Here is a 19,867-nt window from a genome sequence, read left to right on the forward strand (position 1 = left end):
TCCCCAGCCGTCTCCCCCGGAAGAGCAGCGCCGCCGGCCCGCACGGCCGCGCCGGCGCCTGCCTTCCCCGCCAGTGTCTGCAACCGATTGAACCGAGGGGAAACCCCAACATGAATTACAACTGGGACTGGGGCGTGTTCTTCAAGTCCACCGGGATCGGCAGCGAAACCTACCTCGACTGGTACATCGCCGGTCTGGGCTGGACCATCGCCATCGCCCTGGTCGGCTGGATCATCGCCCTGGCGCTGGGCTCGCTGCTCGGCGTCATGCGCACCGTGCCGAACCGCCTGGTATCGGGGATCGCCACCGCCTACGTGGAAATCTTCCGCAACGTGCCGCTGCTGGTGCAGCTGTTCATCTGGTACTTCCTGGTACCCGACCTGCTGCCCGAGGGCCTGCAGACCTGGTTCAAGCAGGACCTCAACCCGACTACCTCGGCCTACCTCAGCGTGGTCGTCTGCCTCGGCCTGTTCACCGCCGCGCGGGTCTGCGAGCAGGTGCGCACCGGCATCCAGGCGCTGCCCTACGGGCAGACCTCGGCGGCCCGCGCGATGGGCTTCCGCCTGCCGCAGATCTACCGCCACGTGCTGCTGCCGCAGGCCTTCCGGATCATCATCCCGCCGCTGACCTCGGAGTTCCTCAACATCTTCAAGAACTCCTCGGTGGCGTCGCTGATCGGCCTGATGGAGCTGCTGGCGCAGACCAAGCAGACCGCCGAGTTCTCCGCCAACCTGTTCGAGGCCTTCACCCTGGCCACGCTGATCTACTTCACGCTGAACATGAGCCTGATGCTGATCATGCGCCTGGTGGAGAGAAAGGTCGCCGTACCGGGCCTGATCTCCGTAGGAGGTAAATGATGGACTTCAGTGGAATCGTTCCCGCCCTGCCGAGCCTCTGGGAAGGCATGCTGATGACCCTCAAGCTGATGGTCCTCGGCGTCCTCGGCGGCGTCGCGCTGGGTACCGTGCTGGCGCTGATGCGGCTGTCGCACAGCAAGTTGCTGTCGAACATCGCCGGCTTCTACGTCAACTACTTCCGCTCGATCCCGCTGCTGCTGGTGATCACCTGGTTCTACTTCGCGGTGCCCTTCATCCTGCGCTGGATCACCGGCGAGGACACCCCGGTGGGGGCGTTCACCTCCTGCCTGGTGGCCTTCATGATGTTCGAGGCGGCCTACTACTGCGAGATCGTCCGCGCCGGCATCCAGGCCATCCCGAAAGGCCAGATGGGCGCCGCCCAGGCACTGGGCATGACCTACGGGCAGACCATGCGCCTGGTGATCCTGCCGCAGGCGTTCCGCAAGATGACCCCGCTGCTGCTGCAACAGAGCATCATCCTGTTCCAGGACACCTCGCTGGTCTATACCGTCGGCCTGATGGACTTCCTCAATTCGGCCCGTTCGCGCGGCGACATCATCGGCCAGGCCAACGAGTTCCTGATTTTCGCCGGCCTGGTCTACTTCGTCGTAAGCTTCACCGCCTCGTTCGCCGTCAAACGTCTGCAGAAAAGGTTAACCGTATGATTTCCATCAAGAATGTCAGCAAGTGGTATGGCGACTTCCAGGTCCTGACCGACTGCTCCACCGAGGTTGCGAAAGGCGAAGTGGTGGTGGTCTGCGGGCCGTCGGGCTCGGGCAAGTCGACCCTGATCAAGTGCGTCAACGCACTGGAACCCTTCCAGAAGGGCGACATCGTCGTCGACGGCACCTCCATCGCCGATCCGAAGACCAACCTGCCCAAGCTGCGCTCGCGGGTCGGCATGGTGTTCCAGCATTTCGAGCTGTTTCCCCACCTGAGCATCACCGAGAACCTGACCATCGCGCAGATCAAGGTACTCGGCCGCAGCAAGGAAGAAGCCACCAAGAAGGGCCTGGCCCTGCTCGAGCGCGTCGGTCTCAAGGAGCACGCGCACAAGCACCCCGGCCAGCTCTCCGGCGGCCAGCAGCAGCGCGTGGCGATCGCCCGCGCGCTGGCGATGGACCCGGTGGTGATGCTGTTCGACGAGCCGACCTCGGCGCTCGACCCGGAAATGGTCAACGAAGTGCTCGACGTGATGGTCCAGCTGGCCCACGAAGGCATGACCATGATGTGCGTGACCCACGAGATGGGCTTCGCGCGCAAGGTCGCCAACCGGGTGATCTTCATGGACCGCGGGCAGATCGTGGAAGACTGCGAGAAGGAGGAGTTCTTCGGCGACGTCAGCGCCCGCTCCGAACGTGCCCAGCAGTTCCTCGCCAAGATCCTCCCGCACTGATGTACCCGCCCTCGCCGGCCCGCCCGGCGGGGCCTGCTCCACCCTCGCCTGCGATAACAATAAATAGGGAAAGCCCATGCAACCTGTGCTCTTCAGAACCCTGTCCCTCGGCGTCGCCATTGCCGCCGCATCCTCCTCGGCCTTCGCCGCCACGCTCGACGGCGGCGCCGTCGCCGCGCCCGACGAGTACGGCGCCAAGGTCGCCGCGCAGATCCTCAAGGCCGGCGGCAACGCGGTGGACGCCGCGGTGGCCACCGCCTTCACCCTGGCGGTCACCTACCCCGAGGCCGGCAACATCGGCGGCGGCGGCTTCATGACCCTGTACATGGACGACAAGCCGTACTTCCTCGACTACCGCGAGGTGGCGCCGAAGGCCGCGAGCAAGACCATGTACCTGGACGACAAGGGCGAGGTGATCGAGAACCTCAGCCTGGTCGGCGCCAAGGCCGCCGGCGTGCCGGGCACCGTGATGGGCCTCTGGGAAGCCCACAAGCGGTTCGGCAAGCTGCCCTGGAGCGAGCTGCTGACCCCGGCCATCGGCTACGCGCAAAAGGGCTTCAAGGTCGCCGACAAGCAGTTCCAGTACCGCCAGGACGCCGTCGCCCTGTTCAACGGCAAGACCAACTTCGGCGACTACTTCGGCCACATGAAGGCCGGCGAGGCGTTCCTCCAGCCGGACCTGGCGAAGACCCTGGAGCGTATCGCCGACAAGGGCCCGGACGAGTTCTACAAAGGCCATACCGCCGACCTGCTGGTGGCACAGATGCAGCAGGACAAGGGACTGATCACCCACCAGGACCTCGCCGACTACAAGGTCAGGTGGCGCGAACCGATGCGCGTCGACTGGCAGGGCAACACGCTCTATACCGCGCCGCTGCCAAGCTCCGGCGGGATCGCCCTGGCCCAGTTGCTGGGCATCAAGGAAAACCGTGCCGCCGACTTCAAGGGCGTCGAGCTGAACTCCGCGCGCTACATCCACCTGCTGGCGGAGATCGAGAAACGCGTGTTCGCCGACCGCGCCGACTACCTCGGCGACCCGGACTTCTCCAAGGTCCCGGTGGCGCGCCTGACCGATCCGGCATACCTGAAGCAGCGTGCCGCCGAGGTCAATCCGACGGCGATCTCGCCGACCGAGAAGGTCCGTCCCGGCCTGGAGCCGCACCAGACAACGCACTTCTCCATCGTCGACGCCGACGGCAACGCGGTGAGCAACACCTACACCCTCAACTGGGACTTCGGCAGCGGCGTGGTGGTCAAGGGCGCTGGCTTCCTGCTCAACGACGAGATGGACGACTTCAGCGCCAAACCGGGCGTGGCCAACGCCTTCGGCGTGGTCGGCAGCGACGCCAATGCCATCGAGCCGGGCAAGCGCATGCTCTCCTCGATGAGCCCGAGCATCGTCACCCGCGACGGCAAGGTCAGCCTGGTGGTCGGCACTCCCGGCGGCTCGCGGATCTTCACCTCGATCTTCCAGGTGCTGAACAACATCTACGACTTCCACCTGCCGCTGGAGAAGGCCGTGGCCGCGCAGCGCGTGCACCACCAGTTGCTGCCCAAGGACACGATCTACTACGACGCCTACGCGCCGCTCGCCGGCAAGGTCGCCGAGGAGCTGAAGGCGATGGGCTACACCCTGGAGGACCAGGGCTGGAACATGGGCGATATCCAGGCCATCCGCGTCGACGGCAAGGCCCTGGAGACCGCCTCCGATCCCCGTGGCCGCGGCGTCGGCCTGGTGGTGAAACCCTGACAGGACGGCGGGCGGCCGACGCCGCCCGCGCCTGATTGCGTGCAACGACGATAACCCTACCAACCTACCGACACGAGATATCGCCATGAAGCCATTGCTCCACGCGTTCGCCCCCGGTGTTATGGCCCTGATGCTCCTGCTGCCGCAGGCCGCCCAGGCCAAGGAAGTCGCACCGCAACAGAAACTGTCCAACGTGGTCATCCTGGCCACCGGCGGCACCATCGCCGGCGCCGGCGCCAGCGCCGCCAACAGCGCCACCTACACCGCCGCCAAGGTGCCGGTCGACCAGTTGCTGGCCAGCGTGCCGCAGCTCAAGGACATCGCCAACGTCCGCGGCGAACAGGTGTTCCAGATCGCCTCGGAAAGCTTCACCAACGAGAACCTGCTGGAACTGGGCAAGACCGTCGCCAAGCTGGCCGATAGCGACGACGTCGACGGCATCGTGATCACCCACGGTACCGACACCCTGGAAGAGACCGCCTACTTCCTGACCCTGGTCGAGCACACCGAGAAGCCTATCGTGGTGGTCGGCTCGATGCGCCCGGGCACCGCGATGTCCGCCGACGGCATGCTCAACCTGTACAACGCCGTGGCGGTGGCCGGCGACAAGTCGGCACGCGGCAAGGGCGTGCTGATCACCATGAACGACGAGATCCTCTCCGGCCGCGACGCGAGCAAGATGGTCAACATCAAGACCGAAGCGTTCAAGAGCCCGTGGGGCCCGCTGGGCATGGTGGTCGAGGGCAAGAGCTACTGGTTCCGCGCACCGGTGAAGCGGCACACGGTGAACTCCGAGTTCGACATCAAGCAGATCTCCGCGCTGGCTCCGGTGGAAATCGCCTACAGCTACGGCAACGTCAGCGACACCGCCTACAAGGCCCTGGCCCAGGCGGGCGCCAAGGCGATCATCCATGCCGGCACCGGCAACGGCTCGGTGCCCGCGCGCGTGGTGCCGACCCTGCAGGAACTGCGCAAGCAGGGCGTGCAGATCATCCGCTCCTCGCACGTCAATGCCGGCGGCTTCGTCCTGCGCAACGCCGAGCAGCCGGACGACAAGAACGACTGGATCGTCGCCCACGACCTGAACCCGCAGAAGGCGCGCATCCTGGCCGCGGTCGCGATGACCAAGACCCAGGACAGCAAGGAGCTGCAACGGATCTTCTGGGAATACTGAGTGAACCCTTCCGGCGCCGCCTGCCGGCCGTGCCGGAAAACCGCCCGCTCCGCCGCCCATCGTGGCGGCGGGCTGGCCTAGCCGCGACGACTGTGATGGAATCCCCCGACCCGCCCTGCAGCGTACCTCCGTCACTGACCGTGAAGCCCCGCCTCGTCCGCCAGTTGCTGCTCCCCATTCCCCTGCTCCTGCTGATGCTCGGCTTCGGCTACGGCGGCTACCGGATCAGCGAGAGCGCCGGCATCCGTGCCCTCGCCGAGAATGGCGAACGCCAGCTGGAGCTGCATGCGCGGACGGTCGAGAGCGAGATCAGCAAGTACACCTACCTGCCCAGCCTGCTGGAGCTGGAGCGCAGCGTCAGTCACCTGCTCACCGACCCGACGCCATACCGGCGCAACCAGGTCAACGCCTACCTCGAAGGCCTCAACCGCCGCGCCGGCAGCCGCGCGGTGTACCTGCTGGACACCAACGGCCGGGTCCTGGCCACCAGCAACTGGAGCGACCCGGACAGCTACCTCGGCGAGGACCTGTCGTTCCGCGCCTACTGGCAGGACGCGATGAAGGGCAAGCCGGGCCGCTTCTACGGCATCGGCAGCACCCGCGGCGAGCCGGGCTACTACCTGGCCCACGGCCTGGTCCACGGCGGCCGGATCATCGGCGTGGCGGTGGTCAAGGTGAAGATGGACGCCCTCGAGGAACGCTGGGAGAAGGCGCGCCTGGAAGCCTTCGTCAGCGACGAGAACGGCATCATCATCCTCTCCAGCAACCCCGCCCTGCGCCTGAAGGCGGTGCGCTCCCTGAGCGCCGACGACAAGGAGCGCCTGGCGCGCAGCATGCAGTACTACTGGTGGGCGCTGAACGAGTGGCAACCGCTGCAGCGCGAGCCGCTGGCCGCCGGTGTGGAGAAGCTCAGCTTCCCCGCCGATGAGCAGCATCCGCGCGGCGAAGCGGTCACCTACCTGGCGCAGACCCGCGCGCTGAACGACACACCGTGGAACCTGACCCTGCTCAGCCCGCTGGAAGACCTGCGCCGCGACGCGGTACGCAACGGCATGCTGGCCGCCATCGGTTTCGCCCTCCTGGCATTCCTGCTGATCGCCTGGAACGAGCGGCGCAAGGTACTCGCCACCCGCCTCGCCGCGCGCGAGGCGCTGCAACGGGCCAACGGCGAGCTGGAAGTGAAGATCGCCGAACGTACCGCCGACCTGCAGGCCAGCAACGCACGCCTGACCGCCGAGATCCACGAGCGCCAGCAGGCCGAGGACACCCTGCGCAAGGCCCAGGACGAACTGGTCCAGGCCGGCAAGCTGGCGGTGATCGGGCAGATGTCCACCAGCATCGCCCACGAACTCAACCAACCGCTGGCGGCGCTGCGTACGCTGTCCGGCAACACCGTGCGCTTCCTCCAGCGCGGCAAGCTGGAGACCGCCAGCACCAACCTCGCCACCATCAACGAACTGGTCGACCGCATGGGCCGCATCACCGCCAGCCTGCGTGCCTTCGCCCGGCGCAGCGACGACGCCGGCCAGGCCAGCCTGGCCAAGGCGGTGGACGCGGCGCTGCTGATCCTGCACGGGCGCCTGGAGCAGGACCCGCCGACCCTGCACCGGCATTTCGACGACGTGCGCCTGGGCATCGACCAGACCCGCCTGGAACAGATCCTGGTCAACCTGCTGGCCAACGCCCTCGACGCCATGAGCGGGCAGGCCGACCGCCAGCTCTGGCTGGAAGGCCGGCGCGAGGAGGAGCGCTACGTCCTGCGCGTGCGCGACAACGGCCCCGGTATCCCGCCGGCGGCGCGCGTCCACCTGTTCGAACCCTTCTTCACCACCAAGCCCGGCGAACATGGCCTGGGCCTCGGCCTGACCCTCTCGGCCAGCCTGGCCACCGCCGCCGGCGGCAGCCTCAGCGTGCAGCACCCCGAAAGCGGCGGAACCGCCTTCGAGCTGAGCCTGTCCCTGGTTCCCGATTCCCCGACTGCGAGTCCCGCCCGATGAACGAGCCGCTTTCCGTCCTGATCGTCGAAGACGATCCGCATGTCTTGCTCGGCTGCCAGCAGGCGCTGGAGCTGGAGGACATCCCCTGCATCGGCGTCGGCAGCGCCGAGGAGGCGCTGCAACGGGTCGACCGCGACTTCGCCGGCATCGTCGTCAGCGACATCCGCCTGCCCGGCATCGATGGCCTGACCCTGCTGGAGCGTCTCAAGTCCCTCGACCCGAGCCTGCCGGTGGTGCTGATCACCGGTCACGGCGACATCTCCATGGCGGTACAGGCGATGCACGCCGGCGCCTACGACTTCATGGAGAAGCCCTTCTCTCCGGAACGCCTGGTCGAGGTCGCCCGCCGCGCCCTGGAGCAGCGCGGGCTGGCCCGCGAGGTCAGCGCGCTGCGTCGCCAGTTGGCCGGCCGCCAGGACCTGGCGCAACGGATCATCGGCCGCTCGCCGGCGATCCAGGCGTTGCGCGAGCTGATCGCCAACGTCGGCGACACCTCGGCCAACGTGCTGATCCTCGGCGAGACCGGCACCGGCAAGGAGCTGGTGGCGCGTTGCCTCCACGACTATAGCCGGCGCCACCAGCATGCCTTCGTCGCGCTGAACTGCGGCGGCCTGCCGGAGAACCTGTTCGACAGCGAGATATTCGGCCACGAGGCGCACGCCTTCACCGGTGCCAACAAGCGGCGGATCGGCAAGATCGAGCATGCCAACGGCGGCACGCTGTTCCTCGACGAGATCGAGAGCATGCCGGTCAACCTGCAGATCAAGCTGCTGCGGGTGTTGCAGGAACACACCCTGGAACGCCTCGGCTCGAACCAGTCGATCCCGGTGGACTGCCGGGTGATCGCGGCGACCAAGGCAGACCTCGCCGCCATGGGCAAGAGCGGCCAGTTCCGCAGCGACCTCTACTACCGGCTCAACGTGGTGAGCCTGGAACTGCCGGCGCTGCGCGACCGCCGCGAGGACATCCTGCTGCTCTTCGAACACTTCCTCCAGCAGTCCTCGCTGCGCTTCGACCGCCCCGCGCCGGAACTCGACCGTGCCACCGTGGCCAGCCTGATGGCCCACGACTGGCCGGGCAACGTACGCGAACTGCGCAACGTCGCCGAACGCTTCGCCCTCGGCCTGCCGGTGTTCAACAAGGGCGGCCAGGCCGTACAGACCGGCGGCCCGCGCTTCGCCGAAGCGGTGGAGGCATTCGAGAAGGCCCTGCTCGGCGACGCCCTGGCCCGCCACCACGGCAACCTGACCCAGGCCAGCCAGGACCTGGGCATGGCCAAGACCACACTGTTCGACAAGGTGAAGAAGTACGGCCTGCAATAGGCCGGGGGCCCTCTTCGCCCTGCCCACCTGGCGCAGGGCGCGATGCTTCATCCGACATTTCTCACCCGCCTGCGATTCCGCTCGGCGGATAACGCCGGGGGCGTTATCCGCCCTACCCGCCTGACGCAGCGCGTCATAGGCCATTCCTCCTCCCTCGGTGCGCCCGCGCTATCCGGGCATTCATGAATTGAACTCAAGTGTCATTTTCCCCGGCAGCTGTTTTTCGCACGAATCGTTCCGCCAATAATGCGCCCACCTTCTTCCAGTACGCCGCGCCGCGGCCGGCCTCACGAGCGAGATCGCCATCATGCTGTTCAGCCCCTATGCCCTTGGCCACCTGACCCTCCCCAATCGCATCGTCATGCCGCCGATGGCCCGTTCCCGCGCCGCCAGTGGCGAAGTCGCCACCGCGCTGATGGCCGAGTACTACAGCCAGCGCGCCGGCGCCGGCCTGATCGTTTCCGAAGGCACCCAGATCAGCCGGCAGGGCCAGGGCTACGCCTGGACACCGGGCATCCACAGCGCCGAGCAGGTCGCCGGCTGGCGCCAGGTCACCGACGCGGTGCACGCCGCCGGCGGGCGCATCTTCGCCCAGCTCTGGCACGTCGGCAGGGTCTCGCACACCTCGCTGCAACCGGGCAACGCCGCCCCGGTGTCCTCCTCGGCGCTGGTGGCCGAAGGCGTGAAGGTCTTCGTCGATCCCCAGGGCCGCGGAGCGCAGGCCGGCGGCGGCGAGATGGTCCAGCACTCGGCGCCGCGCGCACTGGCCGTGGAGGAAATCCGGGAGATCGTCGCCGACTATGCCCAGGCCGCACGCAACGCCCTCGACGCCGGCTTCGACGGGGTCGAACTGCACGGCGCCAACGGCTACCTGATCAACCAGTTCATCGACTCCCAGGCCAATGCGCGCAACGACCAATACGGCGGCTCGCTGGAGAACCGCCTGCGCTTCCTCCGCGAAGTCGCCGAGGCGGTCACCGCGGTGGTCGGCAGGGAGCCCATCGGCGTGCGCCTGGCGCCGCTGACCACCCTGCAGGGCGCGGTCGACGACACCCCGCAAGCCACCTACCTGGCCGCGGCGCGGCTACTGGACGAGATCGGCGTGGCCTACATCCACATCGCCGAGGCCGACTGGGAAGACGCCCCGGCCATGCCGGCGGCGTTCAAGGAAGCGTTGCGCATCGTCTACCGTGGCAGCCTGATCTACTCCGGCATGTACACCAAGGCGCGCGCCGAGGAAGCCCTGGCCAGGGGCTGGGCCGACCTGATCGGCTTCGGCCGGCCGTTCATCGCCAACCCCGACCTGCCCTACCGCCTGGAGCACGACCTGGCGCTGGCCGACGGCGACCGCTCGACCTACTTCGGTGGCGGCGCCGCCGGCTACACCGACTACCCGAGCCTGCCGCAGGCGGCCGGTTGAACCCCCTAGCCGACCGGACCGCGAGCGCGCGGCCGGTTGGCGAAACATGCCGCCACAACCTCGCCTTTGGTCGACTAGAACCCACGGCTGGCGGGACCTAGACTCAATTCGCCAGATATTCATTATTAATAGGCCTGATTTCCTGGACAGGGGGGACCACCGATAGCATCGAGGAACATTTCGAGGAATCCGCCATGAGCAAGTCCCTGATCGTCTCCCTGGCCGCCAGCCTGGTCGTCCTGACCGGTTGCGCCAACCCGCCGCGCAGCGTCGAACGCCCCTACAGCGACGCCGAAATCAAGTCCTACGCCCTCGACAGCCTGGAACGCAGCGACCTCTCGCCGAAGCGCCTCGACCAGTACCGCAGCGTGCTCGGCACGCCGCACCGGCAGACCCTGTAGCGCCTTCAGACGGGGCGCCGCCAGACGCTCGCCAGCCAGGGCTGCTGCTCGCGCGGCAGGCCCGGCGGCCGGTAGTAGTGCTCCAGCTCGACGAAACCGGCTTCCTCCAGCAGGCGTTTCCAGGCCGGGTAATCGTGGTAGGCACCGTAGCGTTGGCCATTCCAGCCCTCGCGGTTGTCGCCGCGCGGGTTGGAGCTGAACAGCACGCCGCCCGGTCGCAGCGCTTCGAAGAGTTCGCCGAGCACCCGCGGCAAGGCGCTGCCGGGCACATGGAACAGGCTGGCGTTGGCGAAGATGCCGTCGAAGTGCCCAGCCGGCAGTCGCAGCGCCAGGAAATTCTGTTGCCATACCTCGCAACCGCTGTCGGCCCTGGCCATCTCGACGAAGCGCGGCGTGCCTTCGAGTCCCACCGGCTGGTGGCCGAGGCGGCGGAAGGTGGCCAGGTCGCGCCCGGGACCGCAGCCGAAATCGAGGATCCGGTACGGCGGCGGCCCGTCGATTTGGCGCAGCAGCGCCTCGACGTTCTGGCTCACGTCGTGGCCGCGGGTGCCCTCGCGGAAGCCTTCGGCGTTGCGCTGGTAGTCGGCCAGGGTGGTGGCGGTGATCGCGTCGAAATCCTCGGTGCTCATGTCTGCTCGCAGTGGCGGGGTTCCGCCCAGTCTAGCGCCGGCACGGGTTTCGCCTAAGGTTTTGTAATAGTTTCCCGCTGTGGCGAGGGCCCGCGACACAGTAGGATCGAATTCCCTTTGACTCTCAATGGCCATCATGACCACCCTTTCGGAGCCCCCCAGTCGTCCTTCCGGACAACCCTCCCCGCTTCGCCTTCGCCACCTGCGTCCGCCCCTCGACGCCGAATCCCTCGCCTCGTCGCCCTCCGTCACCGCCGGCTGCCGCAGCCGCGCCGTGCAGCGTCGCGCCAGCGCGACGGCCAGCCGGACCGGGAGGTAAGCGCACATGGAATGGATAGCTGACCCGACTGCCTGGCTCGGCCTGGCGACCCTGATCGTGCTGGAGATCGTCCTCGGCATCGACAACCTGGTGTTCATCGCGATCCTCGCCGACAAGCTGCCGCCGCACCTGCGCGACCGCGCCCGGGTCCTCGGCCTGTCGCTGGCGCTGCTGATGCGCCTGGGCCTGCTGGCGAGCATCTCGTGGATGGTGACCCTCACCGAGCCGCTGTTCGAGGTATTCGGCAAGAGCTTCTCCGGCCGCGACCTGATCATGCTGTTCGGTGGCGTGTTCCTGCTGTTCAAGGCCACCATGGAGCTGCACGAACGCCTCGAAGGCCATGTCGCCCAGCACGCCGGCAACAAGACCTACGCGCTGTTCTGGCCGATCGTCGCGCAGATCGTGGTGCTCGACGCGGTGTTCTCGCTCGACGCGGTGATCACCGCGGTGGGCATGGTCGAGCACCTGGAAGTGATGATGATCGCGGTGATCGTCTCCATCGGCCTGATGATCGTCGCCAGCAAGCCGCTGACCCGCTTCGTCAATCGTCACCCGACGGTGATCATGCTGTGCCTGGGCTTCCTGATGATGATCGGCTTCAGCCTGACCGCCGAGGGCCTGGGCTTCCATATCCCGAAAGGCTACCTGTACGCGGCCATCGGCTTCTCGATCCTCATCGAGGTGTTCAACCAGGTCGCCCGCAAGCGCCGCAAGAAGAGCCTGCAGGGCCACCGCCCGCTGCGCGCGCGTACCGCCCATGCGGTGCTGCGCCTGCTCGGCGGCCAGCGCCTGGAGGCCGACGAGGTCGGCGAGGAAGTCGCCGACCTGTTCGAGGAGGGCGACGACCAGGTGGTCTTCGACCGCCGCGAGCGGGTGATGATCAGCGGCGTGCTGCAATTGGCCGAGAAGCCCATCCGCAGCCTGATGACGGTACGCGCCGAGGTCGACTGCATCGACCTCGACAGCGGCCGCGAGGCGATCCGCGCGGCGCTGCTCGAATCGTCCTACTCGCGCCTGCCGCTGGTGCGCGACGGGCGCGTCGAGGAGCCGCTGGGCTACGTGCACAAGAAGGAACTGCTCAAGGAGCTGCTCGCCGGCGCCCAGCCGGACCTGGAAAGCCTGGCCCGCCAGCCGCTCAACCTGTTGCAGGACTGCTCGATCCTCAACGCCCTGGAGCAGATGCGCGAGGCCTCGACCCACGTGGCCTTCGTGGTCAACGAGTTCGGCGAGTTCATCGGCCTGCTGACCCTGACCGACATTCTCGAATCCATCGCCGGCGAGCTGCCCGACGCCAGTGAGATCGACGGTCCGGACGTGGTCGAGGAGAACGACGGCTATCTGGTCAGCGGTGCCATGAACCTCAGCCAGGTGCGTCGACGCGTGGGGTTCGACGCGCGCGCCACGGAGGACTACCAGACCCTCGCCGGGCTGGTGATGAGCCTGCTCGACCGCCTGCCGGTGATCGGCGACCGCCTGCAGTGGCAGGACTGGGAGCTGCGGGTGGTGGAAGTGGAAGAACGCCGGGTGACCCGGGTCCTGCTGCGCAGGGGCTGAGCGAAGCGGCGGCCGCCGATCCGGCCGCCGTCCTCCCCGGCGCAGCGGCAGACCGCTACAGGCGGCGCTGCCAGGCCTGCGCCTGCTCGTCCTTCACCACCTCGACGAAAGCTTCCGGCAACAGGGTGCGGAACGGGCCTTCGTCAGCCTCGGCCAGCTCGACCATCCGCGCGATCATTTCCTCCGGATCGTACTGCTCGAAGGGAAAGCGCACGCCGCTGTGGTCGGTGAAGTGGCGCTGCGGGTCGTACCAGCGTTTCCAGGTTTCCATCATGCGATCGTTGAAGCCGGTCTGGTACGGGCCGGGATTGATGGTGCCAACCTGGATGCCGAACGGCTTCAGTTCGGCATGCAGGGCCTCGGCGAAGGCCTCCAGGGCATGCTTGGAGGCGCAGTAGGGGCCGGTATAGGGTCCGGTGATCAGGCCGGCGATGGACGACACGAAGAGCACCTTGCCGCCACGCTTCTGCTCGACCATGCGCCGGACGAAACCCTGGGTCAGTTCCAGGTTGGCGAACACGTTGGTCTCGAACAGCGCGCGCACCAGTTCCAGCGGGATCTCCGCGCTGGCCCCGGCCTCGGCGCTGCCGGCGTTGTTCAGCAGCACGTCGATATCCCATTCCCAGGCGCGTTCGCGATCGGCGGCGACGGTGATGTCGAGGGTTTCCACCCGCAGCGGGACGCCACGCCGCCCGGCCTCTTCGCGCAGGTCGGCGGCCTGCCCGGCGCCGCGCACGCCGGCGATCGTCCGATGGCCGCGGGCGGCCAGGCGCAACGCCACTTCCCGACCGAAGCCGCTGCCGGCCCCGGTCACCAGGATTCGCTTCTGTTTCATCTCGATTACCTCTGGATTGTTGCCATGGCCACGGCGGCCTCGGCGATGGATTGGTCCTGGGCCGCGCTGGCGCCGGAGACGCCGATGCCACCCAGGCAGGAACCGCCGGCATCGCCCAGCGGCATGCCGCCGGCGAAGCAGGCCAGCCCGCCGTTGCTCTGCTCGATGCTCCACAACGGCTGGCCCGGCCCGGCGAGTCGGCCCAGCTCGCCGCTGGGCAGGCGGAACAGCGCGGCGCTGCGCGCCTTGCGCTGGGCCAGGTCGATGGCACCGGGAACGCTGTCGTCCATCCGTACGAACGCCAGCAGGTTGGCATGGGCGTCGACCACCGCGACGCAGACCGCCAGGCGCTGCCGCTGCGCTTCGGCAATGGCCGCCGCGATGCAGCGTTGGGCATGTTGCAGAGACAGGTGGGTAGACATGGCCGGCGTCCTCATCGAGTGCTTGCGGGCCAGTCTAGAAAGGTCGAAGCTTTAACAGAACCGGCCTTCTCCTACGTAGACTTTCAAGTTTTTCTAACAATGAATCGACGCGATCCCCTCGCCGGCCTGCATGTCTTCAGGCAGGTCGCCGACACCGGCAGCTTCACCCGCGCCGCCGCCCTGCTCGGGGTGACGCCGGCAGCGGTGAGCCAGGCGATCAACCAACTGGAAGCCGAGCTGCGTCTCAAGCTGTTCCACCGCACCACCCGCGGGGTCAGCCTGAGCGAGGCCGGGCAGCGCTACCACGAACAGACCGAACAGCCCTACCGCGACCTGGTGCGCGCCCGCGAAGCGCTCGGCGAAAGCCTCGCGGAACCCTCCGGGCAGCTGCGCATCAGCGCCCTGCACCTGGCGAAGAACCTGGTGATCGCACCGATGCTCAACGAGTTCGTGCGACGCTACCCGAAGGTACAACTGGAGATCCGCTACGAGGACCAGTTGGTGGATATCGTCAGGGAACGACTGGATGCCGGCATCCGCCTGGCCGACGCCCTGCAGCCGGGCATGGTCGGGGTGCAACTGACAGCGCCGCTGGCGTGCCTGCTGGTGGCCACTCCGACCTACCTCGCCGAGTACGGTACGCCGGCCAGCGTCGCCGACCTCGATGGGCATGCCGCCGTGCGCTTCCGTTTCCCGCGCAGCGGCCGCCTGCACAAGTGGCGCTTGCGGGAAGACGGGCGGGAACTGGAAGTGGACCTGCCGGCACGCTTCGTCAGCACCGACACCGAGACGATCATCGAGGCGGCCCGCGCCGGCGCAGGGATCGCCCAGGCATTCATCCGCGAGCGAGTCGCCGCGGACCTCGCTGCCGGGCGCCTGGTGGAAGTGCTGCCTGGCAGTTGCCTGCCGCTGCCGCCGATGTGGCTGTATTACCTGAACCGCCGCCACGTACCGGCCAAGCTGCGCGCCTTCATCGAACTGCTACGCGAGTGGCGGCAGCCGGCCTGAACCTCAGCGGCCCTTGCCGGCCGGCCCCGGCCGGCTCAGCAGGAGGTCGTCCGGTCCGTCGATCTCGATGAAGCGACCGCTTTCCAGCGCCTCCTCCAGCGGCGTGCCGGCGAGCACGTCGGCCTTGCGCAGGGCGCTGGAGAAACGCAGGTCGGCGCTGGCTTCGACCTTCGCCAACGGCACCTGGTAGGTCTTGAACGCACCGTAGCGGAAGCCTTCGCTGGGCATCATCCCTTCCTGCCCCAGCAGGTAGGCGGACACTCCCAGTTCGCCGCTGTCGGCGTCGATCATCGCCACCACCTTCCAGAACTCCAGCGGCACCTGCACGCCCTGGTAGAGCGGATCGTCGTCGCGGAACACCGGGCCGGTGAACACCGAGATGCGGAAGCCCTCGCTCCTGGCGTTCTGCAGCACGTAGTCCTCCAGCGACAGCCAGCTGCGCTGGTTGAGCTGCGCCACCTGGGGCACCGCGTTGGTGTAGACGAAGGTGTCGTCCTCAGCCTGCCGGGCGACGGCATCGCTGTCGCCCCAGCCGGGATCCTCGCGACGCACCATGTGGCCCTTGTCGAACGAAGCCGGGCCGTAGAAGTCCTTGTGTCCGACCTGCGCGGCCGCCTCGATGCGCGGGTCGAAGCCCCAGGAATCCTTGCGCTTGAGCGAACGCTTGAGCGCGCCGTCGATATTCACCGCGGTGAGGATCGGCAAGCGCCGACTGGCGCTCATCACCACCGAGAAATGCAGGTAGTCCAGGCGCATGCCCTTGCCCACCGGCAGCACCTGGTGGCTCTTGCCCGGCTTGGGCAAGGCCGCCTTCGGCCCGAGGAAGGCCTCGTCGAAACCCTTGCGCTCGGCCAGGTCGGCGACGCTGCGCTGCTTTTCCTGGAAGCGCGGCACGCCGCGCTTCAGCTCCGCCCCGGCCACCGGCACCCAGGCGCGACGCGCCAGCAGGCTGCGGATCACGCTGGCCTTCACCGCATAGTTGGTCTTGCGGAACTGGCCGCCGAAGTGCAGGCCGACCACCTCGCCGCCGTCGATCGAAAGCACCGCCGAGCCGGAATTGCCGCCCAGGGTCGAGCAGTCGTGGGTCAGGTACCAGGCGTCATGGGGCAATCCCACGACTTCGCCGGGAGCGAAGCGCTTGACGTCGTAGATGTTGCCGAAGATATCTTCCATCGCCCCGGCGTCGTTGCGGCTGTCGCGCGCCGGATAGCCGACCACCGCCACCGCCTGGCGCGGCTCGGCATCCTGGCGCGCGAGGACCAGCGGCGGCGGCAGCAGGTCGCCCTTCACTACCTGGAGGATCGCCATGTCCGGCGCCTCGGAGACGTCCGGGGCGATCCACAGGACCCGCGCGATCACATGCTCGTCGCTTTCCGGCTGGCGGTATTCCTCGCGGAAGTCCACGCGGGTGCGCACCTGCTTGCCGGCCTGGTTGAGACGGAAGCGGAACAGGCTGCCCTGGCGCTCGGCGAACAGGCTGGCGACATGCCGGTTGGTGACGATCAGGTCGTCCTCGATGCGCCAGCCGGTACCGCACCAGTCCATGCTGTCGTGGTCGATCAATTCCAACCGACCGACCGAGCGGATCGGCGTGGCCAGCGCGGCGCGATGCTTCTTCAGGCGCTGCTCCAGGCCGGCCAGCGGCGCTTCGTCGAAGATACCGTTCTTCACCAGCAGCACCGGCCGGCTCTTGAGCAGGACGATCGCCTCGCTGAAGCGCCGCGAGTCGAAGAACGAGGCGTCGGATTCCGGCGACACGCTCTTGCCCAGGTGGTCGGCGATCTGCTCGCGGCTGGCGTTGTACGCCGGCACGTTGCTCCACTCACCGCGGGCGGCGAGGTGGGCGAGTTCCTCGCGGGTGCCCTTTTCCTTCAGTACCGAGCAGACCCGCAGTTCTTCCGGCGTGGCCCGCCGGGGGTTGCGCTTGCGCATGGCCATGTCCCTCGCTGGGCGGATATCCCTGGCAGGAGTCTAGCCGAGGGACATGACAGGGCCATGTCCCGCTGGCGCACCGCCGCGCAGCTCAACCGGCGAACAGCCGGTAGGCCGGGTTGTGGGTTTCCTCCCAGTACGGATAGCCGATGGCTTGCAACGCCGCCTCCAGCTCGCCGCGCTCCTCGTCCGGCACCTGCAATCCGGCCAGCACCCGACCGTCGGCGGCGCCGTGGTTGCGGTAGTGGAACAGGCTGATGTTCCAGCGCGAGCCGAGCTTGTCGAGGAAGTTCAGCAAGGCCCCGGGGCGTTCGGGAAACTCGAAGCGGAACAGCCGCTCGCGGCGCACCTCGGTACCGTGGCCGCCGACCATGTGGCGGATGTGCAGCTTGGCCATCTCGTTGTCGGTCAGGTCGAGTACCGGGAAGCCCTGCTCGCGCAGGCCGGCGAGCAGGTCGGCGCGGCTGTCGATGAGCGGATGGGTCTGCACGCCGACGAACAGGTGGGCCTGGCGGTCGCTGTGGTAGCGGTAGTTGAACTCGGTGATCTGGCGCCGGCCCAGCGCCGCGCAGAAGGCCTTGAAGCTGCCCGGCCGCTCGGCCACGGTGACGGCGATGATCGCTTCGCGCTGTTCGCCCAGTTCGGCGCGCTCGGCAACGTGGCGCAGGCGGTCGAAGTTGATGTTGGCACCGGAGTCGATGGCCACCAGGGTCTGCCCCTCGGTGCGTTCGCGGGCCACGTACTTCTTGATCCCCGCTACGGCCAGGGCGCCGGCCGGCTCGGTGATCGAACGGGTGTCGTCGTAGATGTCCTTGATCGCCGCGCAGATTTCGTCGCTGCCGACGGTGATCACCTCGTCGACATGGTCCTTGCAGACCTCGAAGTTGCAAGCGCCGATCTGCGCCACCGCCACCCCGTCGGCGAACAGCCCGACCTGGCCCAGCACCACCCGTTCGCCGGCGGCCAGCGCCGCCTGCAGGCAGTTGGAATCCTCCGGCTCGACGCCGATCACGCGAATATCCGGACGCAGGTGCTTGACGTAGGCGGCGATCCCGGCGATCAGGCTGCCGCCGCCGACCGGCACGAAGATCGCGTCGAGGCGGCCGCTGTGCTGGCGGAGGATCTCCATCGCCACCGTGCCCTGTCCGGCGATCACGTCCGGATCGTCGTAGGGTGGGACGAAGGTCATGCCTTCGCGCTCGGCCAGTTGCAGGGCATGGGCCAGCGCATCGGGGAAGGCGTCGCCGTGCAGCAACGCCTCGCCGCCGCGCGCCAGCACGCCCTTGACCTTGAGCTCGGGAGTGGTGCGCGGCATCACGATCACCGCCCGCACGCCCAGGCGCTGCGCCGCCAGGGCCAGGCCCTGGGCATGGTTGCCGGCGGAGGCGGTGATCACCCCGCGAGCCTTCTGCTCGTCGCTCAGGCGCGCGACACGGGTGTAGGCGCCGCGGATCTTGAAGGAGAACACCGGCTGCAGGTCCTCGCGCTTGAGCAGCACCCGGTTGCCCAGGCGCTGGGACAACTGCGGCGCGACCTGCAAGGGGGTTTCCACGGCGACGTCGTACACCGGCGCGGCCAGGATGCTTTCCACGTAGCCGGCCAGCAGGGGTTTGCTTGCGCTGAGGGTCGAGGCGCTCATCGGCTGGCCTCCGCGCTCGCCGCCACCGAGGCCAGCAGGTCGGTGCCGTAGGAGTTGTCCACCGCGCAGCGCCACTGGCCATCGGCCTCCTGGCGGAACACGTAGGTGGCCCGACGTTGCAGGCGTCCGGCCTTCGACTCGATCACCGCCTCGGCCATGACCAGCGCCGTATCTCCCGCCTCGATCACCCGTAGGTCGTGCTGGCGCACTCGCAGGCTGTGCTCGAAGTGCCGGGCGATGGCGTCGAACGCCTGGCGGATCTGCGCCTTGCCGCAGGCGTTGAGGCCCGGCTTGACCACCAGGGTGGCGTCGTCGCAGTAGAAATCCATCAGGGCATCGAACTGCCCGGCATTGATCAGGGCGTCGGCCCGGCCAACGAGGTTCTGGAGGGTCTGGTGCTGCATGCTGTTCTCCCGGTTCGGTGGTTTTGGCCCAGGAGACAGAACGAAGAACCCGCCTCGAGGGCGGGTTCGGAGTGGACGCTGGCTAACCCGCCATAGCTGGAATGGCGGTAATAATGCTGCGGCGGGTAAGCAGGGTCGCGAAGGTCATGGGTATCGAAACTACGGCGCAGGCCCGTTGGCTGTCAAGCGGTCCGGCCGCGCCGGCAGGAAAAAGCCCCTGCCGCGATGGCAGGGGCTTGCCGTTTTGGCCGAACACCGCCGGAGGTCAGCGGGTCAGCAGCACCTTCTGCGGCTGCGAGCCGCTCACGGTGACCAGCTTGGTGACGGTGCCGCCCTCGGTGATGGTCTTGCCATCGCTCTGGGCGCTCCAAGTCAGCTCGCTGGAAATGTAGTAGGTGCCGTTGGGGATGTGGTCGAAGTCGAAGCGACCGTTCTGGTCGGTGGTCGCCTCGCGCACGTAGGTGGCGCGTCGCGGGTCGAGCACCGGCGGTTGCACGTCGGGATCGCGCTTGGCGGCATCGAGGTTACCGAACTTCGCGTAGTAGGCCTTCATGTAGCTGGTCGCAGGCTCCAGGGTGACCTTGGTGTTGGTCCCCTTCTGGATCGCACCCGACGCGCTGGTCAGGTACAGGTCGCCGTTGATCACGCCCTCTCCCACCTGCTGGGTCGCCGCGTATTCATGCTCCGGGAAATCCGGCAGGTCGTTGGGATTGGAGGCGCAGGCCGCCAGGGCCGCGGTCATGGCCAGGAGGCCGAGGTTCTTCTTGATCGAAAGCATGGGCAATTCCTTTTTTCAAGCGAAGGTAAC

The 19,867-nt window shown here is 67.7% G+C and carries 18 protein-coding genes; 11 read left to right on the forward strand and 7 right to left on the reverse strand.

Features of this window, described 5'->3' with window-relative positions; genetic code table 11:
* Positions 1 to 110 precede the first annotated feature (110 nt).
* From AT700_RS18525 to AT700_RS18565, 9 genes are all read left to right on the forward strand, one after another.
* On the forward strand, positions 111 to 857 hold the full coding sequence (locus tag AT700_RS18525; protein ID WP_003082767.1) for an amino acid ABC transporter permease: 747 nt from the start codon (positions 111 to 113) through the stop codon (positions 855 to 857).
* The gene (locus AT700_RS18530) at positions 854 to 1,522 is read left to right on the forward strand and encodes an amino acid ABC transporter permease (protein WP_003082765.1); all 669 of its coding nucleotides are present in this window, start codon (positions 854 to 856) and stop codon (positions 1,520 to 1,522) included. Before AT700_RS18525 ends, AT700_RS18530 begins: the two co-directional genes overlap by 4 nt.
* A complete protein-coding gene (locus tag AT700_RS18535; protein WP_003082761.1) occupies positions 1,519 to 2,253 on the forward strand; it encodes an amino acid ABC transporter ATP-binding protein in 735 nt (244 codons plus the stop codon). Before AT700_RS18530 ends, AT700_RS18535 begins: the two co-directional genes overlap by 4 nt.
* 76 nt (positions 2,254 to 2,329) lie before the next feature.
* The gene (ggt, locus tag AT700_RS18540) at positions 2,330 to 4,003 is read left to right on the forward strand and encodes a gamma-glutamyltransferase (RefSeq protein ID WP_033941805.1); all 1,674 of its coding nucleotides are present in this window, start codon (positions 2,330 to 2,332) and stop codon (positions 4,001 to 4,003) included.
* A gap of 85 nt (positions 4,004 to 4,088) precedes the next feature.
* Positions 4,089 to 5,177, forward strand: a complete 1,089-nt coding sequence (locus AT700_RS18545) for an asparaginase (protein ID WP_003104093.1) — start codon at positions 4,089 to 4,091, stop codon at positions 5,175 to 5,177.
* A gap of 95 nt (positions 5,178 to 5,272) precedes the next feature.
* Entirely contained in the window at positions 5,273 to 7,174 is a 1,902-nt protein-coding gene (locus AT700_RS18550; protein WP_003115580.1) for a sensor histidine kinase, read from the forward strand.
* Between the two features lie 44 nt (positions 7,175 to 7,218).
* Positions 7,219 to 8,496: a sigma-54-dependent transcriptional regulator gene (locus AT700_RS18555; RefSeq protein ID WP_003123072.1), complete on the forward strand. Its 1,278-nt coding sequence runs from the start codon at positions 7,219 to 7,221 to the stop codon at positions 8,494 to 8,496.
* A gap of 307 nt (positions 8,497 to 8,803) precedes the next feature.
* Positions 8,804 to 9,916, forward strand: a complete 1,113-nt coding sequence (locus AT700_RS18560; protein ID WP_048521197.1) for an alkene reductase — start codon at positions 8,804 to 8,806, stop codon at positions 9,914 to 9,916.
* 194 nt (positions 9,917 to 10,110) lie between these two features.
* Complete coding sequence (locus tag AT700_RS18565) at positions 10,111 to 10,317, forward strand: hypothetical protein (RefSeq protein ID WP_003082754.1); 207 nt, start codon at positions 10,111 to 10,113, stop codon at positions 10,315 to 10,317.
* A gap of 5 nt (positions 10,318 to 10,322) precedes the next feature.
* Here the strand turns inward: AT700_RS18565 and AT700_RS18570 are convergent, their stop codons facing one another.
* Positions 10,323 to 10,946 carry a class I SAM-dependent DNA methyltransferase gene (locus tag AT700_RS18570; RefSeq protein ID WP_015648442.1) on the reverse strand — a complete coding sequence of 208 codons (624 nt, stop codon included), beginning with the start codon at positions 10,944 to 10,946 and terminating at the stop codon, positions 10,323 to 10,325.
* Between the two features lie 325 nt (positions 10,947 to 11,271).
* Between AT700_RS18570 and AT700_RS18575 the strand changes: the two genes are divergently transcribed.
* Complete coding sequence (locus AT700_RS18575) at positions 11,272 to 12,819, forward strand: TerC family protein (RefSeq protein WP_003082751.1); 1,548 nt, start codon at positions 11,272 to 11,274, stop codon at positions 12,817 to 12,819.
* Between the two features lie 55 nt (positions 12,820 to 12,874).
* Here the strand turns inward: AT700_RS18575 and AT700_RS18580 are convergent, their stop codons facing one another.
* Complete coding sequence (locus AT700_RS18580) at positions 12,875 to 13,654, reverse strand: SDR family oxidoreductase (protein WP_003109252.1); 780 nt, start codon at positions 13,652 to 13,654, stop codon at positions 12,875 to 12,877.
* 5 nt (positions 13,655 to 13,659) lie between these two features.
* The gene (locus AT700_RS18585; protein ID WP_073653278.1) at positions 13,660 to 14,091 is read right to left on the reverse strand and encodes a GlcG/HbpS family heme-binding protein; all 432 of its coding nucleotides are present in this window, start codon (positions 14,089 to 14,091) and stop codon (positions 13,660 to 13,662) included.
* A gap of 84 nt (positions 14,092 to 14,175) precedes the next feature.
* On the opposite strand from AT700_RS18585, the gene AT700_RS18590 reads away from it, so the two are divergent.
* Positions 14,176 to 15,084, forward strand: coding sequence for a LysR family transcriptional regulator (locus AT700_RS18590; protein ID WP_016263741.1), 909 nt, complete (start codon positions 14,176 to 14,178; stop codon positions 15,082 to 15,084).
* 3 nt (positions 15,085 to 15,087) lie between these two features.
* On the opposite strand, the gene AT700_RS18595 is transcribed toward AT700_RS18590, so the two are convergent.
* From AT700_RS18595 to AT700_RS18610, 4 genes are all read right to left on the reverse strand, one after another.
* Positions 15,088 to 17,016, reverse strand: a complete 1,929-nt coding sequence (locus AT700_RS18595) for a DNA/RNA non-specific endonuclease (RefSeq protein WP_003159877.1) — start codon at positions 17,014 to 17,016, stop codon at positions 15,088 to 15,090.
* Positions 17,017 to 17,107: 91 nt separating this feature from the next.
* On the reverse strand, positions 17,108 to 18,655 hold the full coding sequence (gene ilvA, locus AT700_RS18600; protein WP_003159875.1) for a threonine ammonia-lyase, biosynthetic: 1,548 nt from the start codon (positions 18,653 to 18,655) through the stop codon (positions 17,108 to 17,110).
* Positions 18,652 to 19,059 carry a YybH family protein gene (locus tag AT700_RS18605; protein ID WP_003082737.1) on the reverse strand — a complete coding sequence of 136 codons (408 nt, stop codon included), beginning with the start codon at positions 19,057 to 19,059 and terminating at the stop codon, positions 18,652 to 18,654. The genes ilvA and AT700_RS18605 overlap by 4 nt, the downstream gene beginning before the upstream one ends.
* A 265-nt stretch (positions 19,060 to 19,324) precedes the next feature.
* Positions 19,325 to 19,837 carry a hypothetical protein gene (locus AT700_RS18610; RefSeq protein WP_003123080.1) on the reverse strand — a complete coding sequence of 171 codons (513 nt, stop codon included), beginning with the start codon at positions 19,835 to 19,837 and terminating at the stop codon, positions 19,325 to 19,327.
* Positions 19,838 to 19,867 lie beyond the last annotated feature (30 nt).

This window comes from Pseudomonas aeruginosa (assembly GCF_001457615.1).
In the GTDB taxonomy this organism is placed as follows: Bacteria; Pseudomonadota; Gammaproteobacteria; order Pseudomonadales; family Pseudomonadaceae; genus Pseudomonas; species Pseudomonas aeruginosa.